Consider the following 14,260-nt stretch of genomic DNA (forward strand, 5'->3'; position numbering starts at 1 on the left):
CCTTGATTTAAAATACTTTCACTCTGTTACTATACGAAAACGTTAATTATCTTGCCCAAAAATCAGGCAGTTGTTGCCCTGAAAGTGTGCATTTGCGCAGCAATCGCCAAATCCATACCCGACAAAAACCGTGCAAAATAACAACAGATGTTAACAAATAGCATTAAATATTGCGCAAATGATAACCACATTTGTGTTTATCCCGATTTTCGCGATCGCAGCCGGAGTGGCGCAATCCCTGCAATACTTAAATCGGTATCATGTGATACGCGAGCCTCCGGAGCATATTTTGAACAGGTTACCTTCGAGCGCATCGGCTTTAGCGCGCAGCGCCCACGCCCTGAATCTCATTGAGAAGCGAACGCTGGATCATGAGGAGATGAAAGCACTTAACCGAGAGGTGATTGAATACTTCAAAGAGCATGTCAATCCGGGGTTTTTAGAGTATCGCAAATCTGTTACCGCCGGCGGGGATTACGGAGCCGTAGAGTGGCAAGCGGGGGGTTTAAATACGCTTGTCGACACCCAGGGACAGGAGTTTATCGACTGCCTTGGAGGTTTTGGAATTTTCAACGTGGGGCACCGTAATCCAGTTGTGGTTTCCGCCGTACAGAATCAACTTGCGAAACAACCGCTGCACAGCCAGGAGCTGCTCGATCCGTTACGGGCGATGCTGGCAAAAACACTTGCTGCACTGACGCCCGGTAAACTGAAATACAGCTTCTTTTGTAATAGCGGCACCGAGTCCGTTGAAGCAGCGCTGAAGCTGGCGAAGGCTTATCAGTCACCGCGCGGCAAGTTTACTTTTATTGCCACCAGCGGCGCGTTCCACGGTAAATCCCTTGGCGCGCTGTCGGCCACGGCGAAATCGACCTTCCGCAAACCATTTATGCCGCTGCTGCCAGGGTTCCGTCATGTGCCGTTTGGCAATATCGAAGCCATGCGCACGGCCCTTAGCGAGTGCAAAAAAACCGGTGATGATGTTGCTGCAGTGATCCTTGAGCCGATTCAGGGCGAAGGTGGCGTCATTCTGCCGCCGCCGGGATATCTCACCGCCGTGCGTAAGCTGTGCGATGAGTTCGGCGCACTGATGATCCTCGATGAAGTGCAAACCGGTATGGGGCGCACGGGCAAGATGTTCGCCTGCGAGCATGAGAACGTACAGCCGGACATCCTGTGTCTGGCAAAAGCCCTCGGCGGCGGCGTGATGCCGATTGGCGCAACCATCGCCACTGAAGAGGTGTTTTCCGTTCTGTTCGACAACCCGTTCCTGCATACCACTACCTTTGGCGGCAACCCGCTGGCCTGTGCGGCGGCGCTGGCGACCATCAATGTGTTGCTGGAGCAGAACTTACCGGCTCAGGCTGAACAAAAAGGCGATATGTTGCTGGACGGTTTCCGTCAATTGGCGCGGGAATATCCCGATCTGGTACAGGAAGCGCGTGGTAAAGGGATGTTGATGGCGATTGAGTTTGTTGATAACGAAATCGGCTATAACTTTGCCAGCGAGATGTTCCGCCAGCGCGTCCTGGTGGCCGGAACACTCAACAACGCTAAAACGATCCGCATTGAACCACCACTGACACTGACCATTGAACAGTGTGAACTGGTGATCAAAGCGGCGCGTAAGGCGCTGGCGGCCATGCGAGTAAGTGTCGAAGAAGCGTAATATCAAGTCGAATGGCGATACGACGTCGCCATTCGATCTTTTTATACAATACGTACGCCCGCAGGCATCATCCGCTCCGGCGTTAACAACACGCTTTCACTGCCGTCATCGGTTTCCGCACACAACAGCATGCATTCCGACGTTTCACCGCGCATTTTCGCTTTTTGCAGATTACATAAGACCACCACCGTTTTTTCCATCAGCTCTTCTTCGCTGTAGTACGGCACCAGGCTGGTCACGGTTTGCAGTGTTTTTTCCCCCACATCAACCTGTACGATGTACAGCTTGTCGGCGTTTTCATGGCGTTTCACTTCCACAATCTTTCCGACGCGCATTTCCAGACGTGCAAAATCAGCGTAAGCCACGGTTTCCATTGTTTCCTCCCTTCGGGTAAAATTTTACTAAACTATAGCAAAAGTTTTTCTCAATCCTGTAGGCTAAAAATGGAGAATGCAGGCGTGATCACATTCGTGAGCCGCTGTGTTACCGTTACAGCGTCAAAGAAACGCGCTTTATTTACTGAAAACAGGTGACCCGATAAGCACTTCCTCTACAATGGGGGCGCACATCAGGGAAAGTAAAAAAGGTAAACATGGCAACACTAAAAGACATCGCAATCGAAGCTGGCGTATCCCTGGCGACAGTATCCAGGGTCTTAAATGACGATCCGACATTGAATGTGAAAGAAGAGACGAAACATCGCATTCTCGAGATCGCCGAAAAGCTGGAGTACAAGACCAGTAGTGCCCGTAAACTCCAGACAGGTGCAGTCAACCAACACCATATTCTGGCTATCTACAGCTACCAACAGGAGCTGGAGATCAACGATCCTTACTATCTGGCGATCCGCCACGGCATTGAAACTCAGTGCGAAAAGCTGGCGATCGAACTGACCAACTGTTATGAACACAGCGGATTACCAGACATTAAAAACGTCACCGGTATTTTAATTGTCGGCAAACCCACGCCCGCCCTGCGCGCCGCCGCCTGTGCGTTGACCGACAATATCTGTTTTATCGACTTTCACGAACCCGGCAGCGGTTACGATGCGGTGGATATCGATCTGGCACGCATCAGTAAAGAAATCATCGACTTCTATATCAACCAGGGCGTTAATCGCATTGGTTTTATTGGCGGTGAAGATGAGCCTGGCAAGGCGGATATTCGTGAGGTCGCCTTTGCGGAATATGGCCGACTGAAACAAGTGGTACGCGAAGAGGATATCTGGCGCGGAGGCTTTTCCAGTTCGTCGGGCTATGAACTGGCAAAACAAATGTTGGCGCGGGAAGACTACCCGAAGGCGTTGTTTGTCGCTTCTGATTCCATTGCTATCGGCGTACTGCGGGCAATTCATGAACGAGGCCTGAACATCCCACAGGATATTTCGCTTATCAGCGTGAACGACATCCCCACCGCGCGATTTACCTTTCCGCCGCTCTCAACCGTGCGCATCCATTCCGAGATGATGGGAAGTCAGGGCGTTAACCTGTTGTATGAAAAGGCTCGCGATGGTCGCGCGCTGCCGCTGTTAGTCTTCGTTCCCAGCAAATTAAAACTGCGCGGCACGACCCGCTAAATCCCCTTACACACTGTCCGGCAATCGTTTTTGCCGGACAGTGCTGCCGTTTATTTTCGTGATCCAGTTAAAGTAAATGCATTTACCCGCTACTTTTTAGTAAAAATTTTACTAAACTCCCCAGCAATTACACAAACTACCATCACCATGAATGGTTCCGATTTCTCTCTACCGGGAGGCCCTATGAATCGCTGGGAAAACATTCAGCTCACCCACGAAAACCGACTTGCGCCGCGTGCGTACTTTTTTTCATATGATTCTGTTGCGCAAGCGCGTACCTTTGCCCGCGAAACCAGCAGCCTGTTTCTGCCCTTAAGCGGTCAGTGGAATTTCCACTTTTTTGACCACCCGCTGCAAGTGCCAGAAGCCTTCACCTCTGAGTTAATGGCTGACTGGGGGCATATTACCGTCCCCGCCATGTGGCAAATGGAAGGTCACGGCAAACTGCAATATACCGACGAAGGTTTTCCGTTCCCTATCGATGTGCCGTTTGTCCCCAGCGATAACCCAACCGGTGCCTATCAACGTATTTTCACCCTCAGCGACGGCTGGCAGGGTAAACAGACGCTGATTAAATTTGACGGCGTCGAAACCTATTTTGAAGTCTACGTTAACGGTCAGTATGTGGGTTTCAGCAAGGGCAGTCGCCTGACCGCAGAGTTTGACATCAGCGCGATGGTTAAAACCGGCGACAACCTGTTGTGTGTGCGCGTGATGCAATGGGCGGACTCTACCTACGTGGAAGACCAGGATATGTGGTGGTCAGCGGGGATCTTCCGCGATGTTTATCTGATCGGAAAACAACTAACACATATTAACGATTTCACCGTTCGTACCGACTTTGACGAAGCCTATTGCGATGCCACGCTTTCCTGCGAAGTGGTGCTGGAAAATCTCGCCGCCTCCCCTGTCGCAACGACGCTGGAATATAGCCTGTTCGACGGCGAGCGTGTGGTGCACAGCAGCTCCATTGATCATCTGGCAATTGAAAAACTGACCAGCGCCAGCTTTGCGTTTACTGTCGAACAGCCGCAGCAATGGTCGGCAGAGTCTCCTTATCTTTACCATCTGGTCATGACGCTGAAAGACGCCGACGGCAACATTCTGGAAGTGGTGCCGCAACGCGTTGGCTTTCGTGATATCAAAGTGCGCGACGGTCTGTTCTGGATCAATAACCGTTATGTGATGCTGCACGGCGTCAACCGCCACGACAACGATCATCGCAAAGGCCGCGCCGTTGGGATGGATCGCGTCGAGAAAGATCTCCAGTTGATGAAGCAGCACAACATCAACTCCGTACGTACCGCTCACTACCCGAACGATCCGCGTTTTTACGAACTGTGTGATATCTACGGCCTGTTTGTGATGGCGGAAACCGACGTCGAATCGCACGGCTTTGCCAATGTCGGCGATATCAGCCGTATTACCGACGATCCGCAGTGGGAAAACGTCTACGTCGAGCGCATTGTTCGCCATATTCACGCGCAGAAAAACCATCCGTCGATCATCATCTGGTCGCTGGGCAATGAATCCGGCTATGGCTGTAACATCCGCGCGATGTACCACGCGGCGAAGGCGCTGGATGACACGCGACTGGTGCACTACGAAGAAGATCGCGATGCTGAAGTGGTCGATATTATTTCCACCATGTACACCCGCGTGCCGCTGATGAATGAGTTTGGTGAATACCCGCATCCGAAGCCGCGCATCATCTGTGAATATGCTCATGCGATGGGAAACGGACCGGGCGGGCTGACGGAGTACCAGAACGTCTTCTATAAGCACGATTGCATTCAGGGACATTATGTCTGGGAATGGTGCGACCACGGGATCCAGGCGCAGGATGACAACGGCAATGTCTGGTATAAATTCGGCGGCGACTACGGCGACTATCCCAACAACTATAACTTCTGTCTTGATGGTTTGATCTATTCCGATCAGACGCCTGGGCCGGGCCTGAAAGAGTACAAACAGGTTATCGCGCCGGTAAAAATCCACGCGTTGGATCTGACTCGCGGCGAGTTGAAAGTCGAAAATAAACTGTGGTTTACCACGCTGGATGACTACACCCTGCACGCAGAGGTGCGCGCCGAAGGTGAAACACTCGCGACGCAGCAGATTAAACTGCGCGACGTTGCGCCGAACAGCGAAGCCCCCTTACAGATCACGCTGCCGCAGCTGGACGCCCGCGAAGCGTTCCTCAACATTACGGTGACCAAAGATTCCCGCACCCGCTACAGCGAAGCCGGGCATTCTATCGCCACTTATCAGTTCCCGCTGAAGGAAAACACCGCGCAGCCTGTACCTTTCGCACCGAATAACGCCCGTCCGCTGACGCTGGAAGACGATCGTTTGAGCTGTACTGTTCGCGGCTACAACTTTGCGATCACCTTCTCAAAAACGAGTGGTAAACCGACATCCTGGCAGGTAAATGGCGAATCGCTGCTGACCCGCGAGCCAAAGATCAACTTCTTCAAGCCGATGATCGACAACCATAAGCAGGAGTACGAAGGGCTGTGGCAGCCAAATCATTTGCAGATCATGCAGGAGCATCTGCGCGATTTTGTCGTTGAGCAAAGTGATGATGAAGTGTTGATCATCAGCCGCACGGTTATTGCCCCACCGGTGTTTGATTTCGGAATGCGCTGCACCTACATCTGGCGCATCGCTGCCGATGGCCAGGTTAACGTGGCGCTTTCCGGCGAGCGTTACGGCGACTATCCGCACATCATTCCGTGCATCGGTTTCACCATGGGGATTAACGGCGAATACGACCAGGTGGCGTATTACGGTCGTGGACCGGGCGAAAACTACGCCGACAGCCAGCAGGCTAACATCATCGAAATCTGGCGCAGCACCGTCGATGCCATGTTCGAGAACTATCCCTTCCCGCAGAACAACGGCAACCGTCAGCATGTCCGCTGGACGGCACTCACTAACCGCCACGGCAACGGTCTGCTGGTGGTTCCACAGCGCCCCATTAACTTCAGCGCCTGGCGCTATACCCAGGAAAACATCCACGCTGCCCAGCACTGTAACGAGCTTCAGCGCAGTGATGACATCACTCTGAATCTCGACCACCAGCTGCTTGGCCTCGGCTCCAACTCCTGGGGCAGCGAGGTGCTGGACTCCTGGCGCGTCTGGTTCCGTGACTTCAGCTACGGCTTTACGTTGCTGCCGGTTTCTGGCGGAGAAGCTACCGCGCAAAGCCTGGCGTCGTATGAGTTCGGCGCAGGGTTCTTTTCCACGAATTTGCACAGCGAGAATAAGCAATGAGGATCATCGATAACTTAGAACAGTTCCGCCAGATTTACGCCTCTGGCAAGAAGTGGCAACGCTGCGTTGAAGCGATTGAAAATATCGACAACATTCAGCCTGGCGTCGCCCACTCCATCGGTGACTCATTGACTTACCGCGTGGAGACAGACTCCGCGACCGATGCGCTATTTACTGGGCATCGACGCTATTTTGAAGTGCATTACTACCTGCAAGGGCAGCAAAAAATTGAATATGCGCCGAAAGAGACATTACAGGTCGTGGAATATTATCGTGATGAAACTGACCGTGAATATTTAAAAGGCTGCGGAGAAACCGTTGAGGTCCACGAAGGGCAAATCGTTATTTGCGATATCCATGAAGCATATCGGTTTATCTGCAATAACGCGGTCAAAAAAGTGGTTCTCAAAGTCACCATCGAAGATGGTTATTTCCATAACAAATAACAACTACGGCGGCAAAAGGAGTTTGCCGCCACCGCTACCCTACTCATTTTCGGAGATGTGTTATGTCTGATACCAAACGTAATACAATCGGCAAATTCGGCTTGCTCTCGCTGACTTTTGCCGCCGTTTACAGCTTTAACAACGTTATCAATAATAATATTGAGCTTGGACTGGCCTCGGCACCGATGTTTTTCCTCGCGACGATTTTTTATTTTATTCCCTTCTGTCTGATCATCGCAGAATTTGTTTCGTTAAATAAAAACTCAGAAGCTGGTGTCTACGCGTGGGTAAAAAGTTCGCTGGGCGGGCGTTGGGCATTTATTACTGCCTATACCTACTGGTTCGTAAACCTGTTCTTTTTCACCTCGCTGTTGCCGCGCGTTATTGCTTATGCTTCGTATGCCTTCCTCGGCTACGAATATATTATGACGCCGGTTGCCACCACCATTATCAGTATGGTGCTGTTCGCCTTCTCCACCTGGGTTTCCACCAACGGGGCGAAAATGCTGGGGCCAATTACCTCCGTCACTTCAACGCTGATGCTGCTGTTAACGCTCTCCTACATTTTACTGGCAGGTACGGCACTGGTTGGCGGCGTACAGCCTGCCGATCCGATCACCGTTGACGCGATGATCCCGAACTTCAACTGGGCGTTTCTCGGCGTTACCACCTGGATCTTTATGGCCGCAGGTGGCGCGGAGTCCGTCGCGGTGTACGTTAACGACGTCAAAGGCGGTTCGAAATCGTTCGTTAAAGTGATCATCCTCGCCGGGATTTTTATCGGCGTACTGTATTCCGTTTCCTCGGTGCTGATTAACGTCTTCGTCAGCAGCAAAGAGTTGAAATTTACTGGCGGATCGGTGCAGGTATTCCACGGCATGGCGGCGTATTTTGGTCTGCCGGAAGCGTTGATGAATCGCTTTGTCGGTCTGGTGTCCTTTACCGCGATGTTCGGTTCCCTGCTGATGTGGACCGCAACGCCGGTGAAAATTTTCTTCTCCGAAATCCCGGAAGGCATCTTTGGTAAGAAAACCGTCGAACTGAACGAAAACGGCGTTCCGGCGCGCGCAGCGTGGATCCAGTTCCTGATCGTCATCCCGCTGATGATTATCCCGATGCTCGGTTCCAATACCGTGCAGGATCTGATGAATACCATTATTAATATGACCGCCGCAGCGTCCATGCTTCCGCCGTTATTCATCATGCTGGCTTACCTGAATTTACGCGCCAAATTAGATCACCTGCCACGTGATTTCCGTATGGGTTCCCGCCGCACCGGTATTATCGTTGTTTCAATGCTGATTGCGATATTTGCCGTAGGGTTTGTCGCTTCGACATTCCCGACTGGCGCGAATATTCTGACCATCATTTTTTATAACGTCGGCGGTATTGTTATCTTCCTTGGCTTTGCGTGGTGGAAATACAGTAAATATATAAAGGGATTAACGGCTGAAGAGCGCCATATTGAAGCGACGCCAGCCAGCAATGTTGATTAAGCAGACTAATAAAAAATGAGCAGGCATTTTCCCTCTTCCTGGATGGGGAGAGGGAAAATAGTTTCTGCCTTTATATCTTTATAATTACAACGATAAAAGGCTGTACTTTTTCTTTAGCTCATGGATTAACACAATGAAATTAATCACTGCACCATGCAGAGCATTACTTGCTCTGCCGTTTTGCTACGCCTTTTCTGCGGCCGCTGAAGAAGCACGTCCGGCAGAACATGACGACACAAAAACACCCGCCATTACCTCGACATCTTCTCCTTCATTTCGTTTTTACGGCGAATTAGGGGTTGGTGGATATATGGATTTAGAGGGTGAGAATAAACATAAATACAGCGACGGCACCTATATTGAAGGTGGCCTGGAGATGAAGTACGGCTCCTGGTTCGGCCTGATTTACGGCGAAGGCTGGACCGTGCAGGCCGACCACGACGGTAATGCCTGGGTGCCTGACCATAGCTGGGGCGGTTTCGAGGGCGGGATTAACCGTTTCTATGGCGGTTATCGTACCAATGATGGCACCGAAATCATGCTCAGTCTGCGTCAGGATTCCTCGCTGGATGACCTGCAATGGTGGGGCGATTTCACGCCCGATCTGGGCTACGTCATTCCCAATACCCGCGACATTATGACTGCGCTGAAGGTGCAGAACTTAAGCGGCAACTTTCGTTATAGCGTCACCGCCACACCTGCCGGACATCATGACGAAAGCAAAGCCTGGCTACATTTTGGCAAGTACGATCGCTACGACGACAAATACACCTACCCGGCAATGATGAACGGTTACATCCAGTATGACCTTGCCGAAGGCATCACCTGGATGAACGGTCTGGAAATCACCGATGGCACAGGGCAACTCTATCTGACGGGCCTGCTTACCCCTAACTTTGCCGCTCGCGCCTGGCACCATACCGGACGCGCCGACGGGCTGGACGTACCGGGAAGTGAAAGCGGGATGATGGTGAGCGCCATGTATGAAGCGTTAAAGGGCGTTTATCTCTCCACCGCTTACACCTACGCCAAACATCGCCCTGACCACGCTGACGATGAAACCACCTCTTTCATGCAGTTTGGTATCTGGTACGAATACGGCGGCGGACGTTTCGCAACGGCTTTTGATAGCCGCTTCTACATGAAAAATGCCTCTCACGATCCCAGCGACCAAATCTTCCTGATGCAATATTTCTACTGGTAATAAGGACTGTAATTTCATGAAAATCAAAACTATTTTAACGCCAGTAACCTGCGCTCTGCTGATAAGTTTTTCCGCCCATGCCGCTAACGCCGACAATTATAAAAACGTGATTAACCGTACTGGCGCGCCGCAGTACATGAAGGATTACGATTACGACGATCACCAGCGTTTTAATCCGTTTTTCGATCTCGGAGCCTGGCATGGCCATCTGTTGCCAGACGGCCCGAACACCATGGGCGGCTTTCCGGGCGTTGCGCTGCTGACGGAAGAGTACATCAACTTTATGGCCAGCAATTTCGACCGCCTGACCGTCTGGCAGGACGGTAAGAAAGTCGACTTCACGCTGGAGGCATACAGTATTCCCGGCGCGCTGGTGCAAAAACTGACAGCAAAAGATGTACAGGTTGAAATGACTCTTCGCTTCGCCACGCCACGCCACGCCACGCACGTCACTACTGGAAACTAAAATCATCAGCAATAAACCGCTGGATCTGGTGTGGGACGGCGAACTGCTGGAAAAACTGGAAGCGAAAGAAGGGAAACCGCTTTCCGATAAAACCATTGCTGGCGAATACCCTGACTACCAGCGCAAAATCAGCGCCACCCGTGATGGCCTGAAAGTCACCTTTGGCAAAGTGCGCGCCACCTGGGATCTGCTGACCTCCGGCGAATCGGAATATCAGGTGCATAAATCCCTGCCGGTGCAGACTGAAATCAACGGCAATCGCTTTACCAGTAAGGCGCATATCAACGGTTCGACCACGCTCTATACCACCTACTCCCACCTGCTGACCGCTCAGGAAGTTAGCAAAGAGCAAATGCAGATCCGCGATATTCTGGCGCGTCCGGCGTTTTATCTCACCGCCTCGCAGCAACGCTGGGAAGAGTATCTGAAGAAAGGGTTAACCAATCCGGATGCGACGCCGGAACAGACGCGCGTCGCGGTGAAAGCGATCGAAACGCTCAACGGTAACTGGCGCTCGCCGGGCGGGGCGGTGAAATATAACACCGTCACGCCGTCGGTGACCGGACGCTGGTTCTCCGGCAACCAGACCTGGCCGTGGGATACCTGGAAGCAGGCGTTTGCGATGGCGCATTTCAATCCGGACATCGCCAAAGAGAATATCCGCGCGGTCTTCTCCTGGCAGATCCAGCCTGGCGACAGCGTGCGTCCGCAGGATGTGGGCTTTGTCCCCGACCTGATAGCGTGGAACCTTAGCCCCGAGCGTGGCGGCGATGGCGGCAACTGGAACGAACGTAATACCAAACCCAGCCTTGCCGCCTGGTCAGTAATGGAAGTGTATAACGTCACCCAGGATAAAGCCTGGTTGGCAGAGATGTACCCGAAGCTGGTGGCCTATCACGACTGGTGGTTACGTAATCGCGATCACAACGGCAACGGCGTGCCGGAATATGGTGCGACCCGCGACAAAGCCCACAACACCGAGAGCGGCGAGATGCTGTTTACGGTGAAAAAAGGCGACAAAGAAGAGACGCAGTCTGGGCTGAACAACTACGCCCGTGTGGTGGAGAAAGGCCAGTACGACAGTCTGGAAATTCCGGCACAGGTTGCTGCGTCGTGGGAATCAGGTCGTGATGACGCCGCCGTCTTTGGGTTTATCGACAAAGAACAGCTGGATAAATATGTCGCTAATGGCGGCAAACGTAGCGACTGGACGGTGAAATTCGCCGAAAACCGCAGTCAGGACGGAACGTTGCTGGGGTACTCGCTATTGCAGGAGTCGGTGGATCAGGCCAGCTATATGTACAGCGATAACCATTATCTGGCGGAGATGGCAACCATACTCGGTAAGCCGGAAGAGGCCAAACGCTATCGCCAGTTGGCACAGCAGCTCGCGGACTACATCAACACCTGTATGTTCGACCCGACTACCCAGTTCTACTATGACGTGCGCATTGAAGATAAACCGCTGCCGAACGGCTGCGCGGGCAAACCGATTGTCGAGCGCGGTAAAGGGCCAGAAGGCTGGTCACCGCTGTTTAACGGTGCGGCAACGCAGGCCAACGCCGACGCGGTGGTGAAGGTGATGCTCGATCCTAAAGAGTTCAACACCTTTGTTCCGCTGGGAACGGCGGCGTTAACCAATCCGGCTTTTGGCGCTGATATCTACTGGCGCGGGCGCGTATGGGTGGATCAGTTCTGGTTTGGTCTGAAAGGGATGGAGCGTTACGGTTATCGTGATGATGCCCTGAAACTGGCGGATACGTTCTTCCGGCACGCCAAAGGGTTAACCGCCGACGGCCCGATTCAGGAAAATTACAACCCGCTCACTGGCGCGCAGCAAGGCGCACCAAATTTCTCCTGGAGCGCCGCGCATTTGTATATGTTGTATAACGATTTTTTCCGTAAGCAGTAATTTTTCCCGATGCCGGACGACTGTATTACCGCCGTCCGGCATGACGAACAGGCGTATTCTTTTTGAATCCCATCACAAACCCCACACTCCCCTTTTCCCTTTTCTCCGGCGACGGCTAAATTAGAACTCATCCGACCACATAACAATTATTTTACATACTGGACAATTTTATGAGCTACCCGTCGCTGTTCGCCCCGCTGGATTTAGGCTTCACCACGTTAAAAAACCGAGTACTGATGGGTTCAATGCACACGGGACTGGAGGAATACCCGGACGGCGCTGAACGGCTGGCAGCGTTTTATGCTGAACGCGCCCGTCACGGCGTGGCGTTGATTGTCAGCGGCGGTATTGCACCAGATTTAACAGGCGTTGGCATGGAAGGCGGCGCAATGCTCAATGACGCAAGCCAGATCCCGCACCATCGCACCATAACCGAAGCCGTACATCAGGAAGGCGGCAAAATCGCCCTGCAAATTTTGCATACCGGGCGCTACAGCTACCAACCGCATCTGGTCGCTCCTTCCGCATTGCAGGCTCCCATCAACCGTTTCGTTCCCCATGAGTTAAGCCATGAAGAGATCCTGCAACTGATCGACAATTTCGCCCGCTGCGCGCAACTGGCGCGGGAGGCCGGATACGACGGCGTAGAAGTGATGGGTTCCGAAGGGTATTTGATCAACGAGTTTCTGACCCTGCGCACCAACCAGCGTAGCGACCAGTGGGGCGGCGATTACCGCAACCGGATGCGCTTTGCAGTTGAAGTGGTGCGAGCAGTGCGCGAACGCGTCGGCAATGACTTCATTATTATCTACCGTCTGTCGATGCTCGACCTGGTAGAAGGCGGCGGTACTTTTGCAGAAACGGTAGGGCTGGCGCAGGCCATTGAAGCGGCGGGCGCGACCATTATCAACACCGGCATTGGCTGGCATGAAGCACGTATTCCGACCATTGCCACGCCCGTGCCGCGCGGTGCCTTTAGCTGGGTCACGCGCAAACTGAAAAGCCACGTCTCGCTGCCGCTGGTGACCACCAACCGGATTAACGATCCGCAGGTTGCCGACGACATTCTCTCGCGCGGTGATGCCGATATGGTATCGATGGCGCGACCGTTTCTTGCTGATGCGGAACTGCTGTCAAAAGCGCAATCGGGGCGAGCCGATGAGATCAACACCTGTATTGGCTGCAATCAAGCCTGCCTCGATCAGATCTTCGTTGGCAAAGTCACCTCGTGCCTGGTGAATCCTCGCGCCTGCCACGAAACCAAAATGCCGATCCTTCCCGCCGTGCAGAAAAAAAATCTGGCGGTGGTCGGCGCTGGTCCGGCTGGGCTGGCGTTTGCCATTAACGCGGCGGCACGTGGTCATCAGGTAACGTTGTTTGATGCTCACAGTGAGATCGGCGGTCAGTTTAATATCGCCAAACAGATCCCTGGCAAAGAGGAGTTTTACGAAACGCTGCGCTATTACCGCCGGATGATCGAAGTAACAGGCGTGACGCTGAAACTCAATCACACCGTGACGGCGGATCAGTTACAGTCGTTCGATGAAACGATCCTCGCTAGCGGGATCGTACCGCGCATTCCACCTATCGACGGAATCGATCATCCGAAGGTGTTGAGTTATCTCGACGTACTGCGCGACAAAGCGCCTGTGGGCAAAAAGGTAGCAATCATCGGTTGTGGCGGGATTGGTTTTGATACGGCGATGTTTTTAAGTCAGCCGGGTGAGTCCACCAGCCAGAACATTGCCGAGTTCTGTAATGAGTGGGGGATCGACAGCAGCCTGCAACAGGCTGGTGGCTTAAGCCCGCAGGGAATGCAGATCCCGCGTAGCCCACGGCAGATTGTGATGCTCCAGCGCAAAGACAGCAAACCGGGACAGGGGTTAGGCAAAACCACCGGCTGGATCCATCGCACCACCCTGCTCTCGCGGGGTGTGAAAATGATCCCAGGCGTAAGTTATCAGAAGATTGACGATGACGGGCTGCATGTGGTGATCAACGGCGAACCGCAGGTATTAGCAGTGGACAATGTGGTGATCTGCGCAGGGCAAGAGCCAAACCGCGCGCTGGCGCAACCGCTGATTGATGGCGGGAAAACTGTGCATTTAATTGGCGGCTGCGATGTAGCTATGGAGCTGGACGCACGACGGGCAATTGCCCAGGGAACACGGCTGGCGCTGGAGATTTAAATCGTTATTTGAAGCGCCGGATGCGA

8 protein-coding genes and 1 pseudogene are annotated in these 14,260 nt (G+C 52.9%); 8 read left to right on the forward strand and 1 reads right to left on the reverse strand.

Going from position 1 to position 14,260, the window contains the following annotated elements; translation table 11 throughout:
- Nucleotides 1-289 precede the first annotated feature (289 nt).
- On the forward strand, nucleotides 290-1,669 hold the full coding sequence (gene ygjG / locus ACJHYR_RS04905) for a putrescine aminotransferase (RefSeq protein ID WP_077248664.1): 1,380 nt from the start codon (nucleotides 290-292) through the stop codon (nucleotides 1,667-1,669).
- 41 nt (nucleotides 1,670-1,710) lie between these two features.
- Here ygjG and ACJHYR_RS04910 read toward each other — a convergent pair whose 3' ends face one another.
- Nucleotides 1,711-2,043, reverse strand: coding sequence for a tRNA-binding protein (locus ACJHYR_RS04910; RefSeq protein WP_000450587.1), 333 nt, complete (start codon nucleotides 2,041-2,043; stop codon nucleotides 1,711-1,713).
- A gap of 218 nt (nucleotides 2,044-2,261) precedes the next feature.
- On the opposite strand from ACJHYR_RS04910, the gene ebgR reads away from it, so the two are divergent.
- The 7 genes and pseudogenes from ebgR to fadH all read left to right on the forward strand — a co-directional run bounded on the left by ebgR (nucleotide 2,262) and on the right by fadH (nucleotide 14,234).
- Entirely contained in the window at nucleotides 2,262-3,245 is a 984-nt protein-coding gene (ebgR, locus tag ACJHYR_RS04915; protein WP_000212457.1) for a transcriptional regulator EbgR, read from the forward strand.
- 183 nt (nucleotides 3,246-3,428) lie between these two features.
- Nucleotides 3,429-6,521: a beta-galactosidase subunit alpha gene (gene ebgA / locus ACJHYR_RS04920; protein ID WP_001082833.1), complete on the forward strand. Its 3,093-nt coding sequence runs from the start codon at nucleotides 3,429-3,431 to the stop codon at nucleotides 6,519-6,521.
- Nucleotides 6,518-6,967, forward strand: coding sequence for a beta-galactosidase subunit beta (locus ACJHYR_RS04925; protein WP_001219954.1), 450 nt, complete (start codon nucleotides 6,518-6,520; stop codon nucleotides 6,965-6,967). The genes ebgA and ACJHYR_RS04925 overlap by 4 nt, the downstream gene beginning before the upstream one ends.
- Nucleotides 6,968-7,029: 62 nt before the next feature.
- Entirely contained in the window at nucleotides 7,030-8,463 is a 1,434-nt protein-coding gene (locus ACJHYR_RS04930; RefSeq protein ID WP_001285446.1) for an amino acid permease, read from the forward strand.
- 133 nt (nucleotides 8,464-8,596) lie between these two features.
- Nucleotides 8,597-9,667 (forward strand): protein YgjJ, encoded by a 1,071-nt coding sequence (ygjJ, locus tag ACJHYR_RS04935; RefSeq protein ID WP_000767633.1) that lies wholly within the window; start codon nucleotides 8,597-8,599, stop codon nucleotides 9,665-9,667.
- A 16-nt stretch (nucleotides 9,668-9,683) separates the two neighbouring features.
- A pseudogene (gene ygjK / locus ACJHYR_RS04940) lies at nucleotides 9,684-12,045 on the forward strand (alpha-glucosidase).
- Between the two features lie 170 nt (nucleotides 12,046-12,215).
- Entirely contained in the window at nucleotides 12,216-14,234 is a 2,019-nt protein-coding gene (gene fadH, locus ACJHYR_RS04945; RefSeq protein ID WP_072837418.1) for an NADPH-dependent 2,4-dienoyl-CoA reductase, read from the forward strand.
- Nucleotides 14,235-14,260: the final 26 nt, after the last annotated feature.

Origin of the sequence: Escherichia sp. WS1450, from assembly GCF_046487395.1 — a bacterium.
GTDB classification, from domain to species: Bacteria; Pseudomonadota; Gammaproteobacteria; order Enterobacterales; family Enterobacteriaceae; genus Escherichia; species Escherichia coli.

Excerpts from the sequence above, each read along its gene's own strand:
- fadH (WP_072837418.1), top strand. The coding sequence starts at position 12,216 with ATGAGCTACCCGTCGCTGTTCGCCCCGCTGGATTTAGGCTTCACCACG.
- ygjJ (WP_000767633.1), top strand. The coding sequence starts at position 8,597 with ATGAAATTAATCACTGCACCATGCAGAGCATTACTTGCTCTGCCGTTT.
- ebgA (WP_001082833.1), top strand. The coding sequence starts at position 3,429 with ATGAATCGCTGGGAAAACATTCAGCTCACCCACGAAAACCGACTTGCG.
- ACJHYR_RS04925 (WP_001219954.1), top strand. The coding sequence starts at position 6,518 with ATGAGGATCATCGATAACTTAGAACAGTTCCGCCAGATTTACGCCTCT.
- ebgR (WP_000212457.1), top strand. The coding sequence starts at position 2,262 with ATGGCAACACTAAAAGACATCGCAATCGAAGCTGGCGTATCCCTGGCG.
- ACJHYR_RS04930 (WP_001285446.1), top strand. The coding sequence starts at position 7,030 with ATGTCTGATACCAAACGTAATACAATCGGCAAATTCGGCTTGCTCTCG.
- ACJHYR_RS04910 (WP_000450587.1), bottom strand. The coding sequence starts at position 2,043 with ATGGAAACCGTGGCTTACGCTGATTTTGCACGTCTGGAAATGCGCGTC.